At 58.6% G+C, this 618-nt stretch carries 1 protein-coding gene; it reads left to right on the top strand.

The window, feature by feature from the left end; genetic code table 11:
- The coding region (locus FW764_RS28100; RefSeq protein ID WP_446436724.1) for an RHS repeat domain-containing protein at positions 1-618 on the top strand (618 nt) is incomplete at both ends.

Below are 618 nucleotides of genomic sequence, written 5' to 3'. Positions count from 1 at the left end.
TCTCACCTGTTCAAAACCGGCCGCGAACGCCAGCGCCAACAAGGCCAGCTCCTCAGCCACTACCACTACGACGAGCAAAACCGCCTACACGCCCACGCGGTAACTCAAGAAAACCATGACCTCTATCGCCGCCACTACGACTACGACAAAACCGGCAACCTGACCCGCCTGCTAGATACCCGCAAAGGTGAACACCACTATCACTACGATCCTCTCGCCCGCCTGACTCGCGCGGATCACTCGCAAGACGTGCAGGAACGCTTCGGCCATGACCCAGCCGGGAACCTGCTGATGCAAGACCGACCCGGCCCGGACATCGTCGCGGGGAATCGGTTGGTGATTCAGGGCGATCATCATTATGACTATGACGCCTTCGGCAACCTGATCCGCCAAAGGCGCGGTAAGGGTCACCAGCTCGTTACCGAGTACCGCTACGACTGCCAGCATCGGCTGATCGGCATCACTCAACCCAACGGCCAAACCGCCAGCTACCGCTATGACCCGTTTGGTCGGCGGATCAGCAAAACCGTTGATGGGATAACCACGGAGTTTTTCTGGCAAGGCGACAAGCTGATTGCGGAGCATCACGCAGATCGTCACCGCAGTTACATCTACGAG

This window comes from Pseudomonas sp. 1152_12, assembly GCF_052850675.1.
The sequence above is the reverse complement of the archived record's forward strand: the minus strand, read 5'-3'. Positions and strand labels throughout refer to the sequence as shown.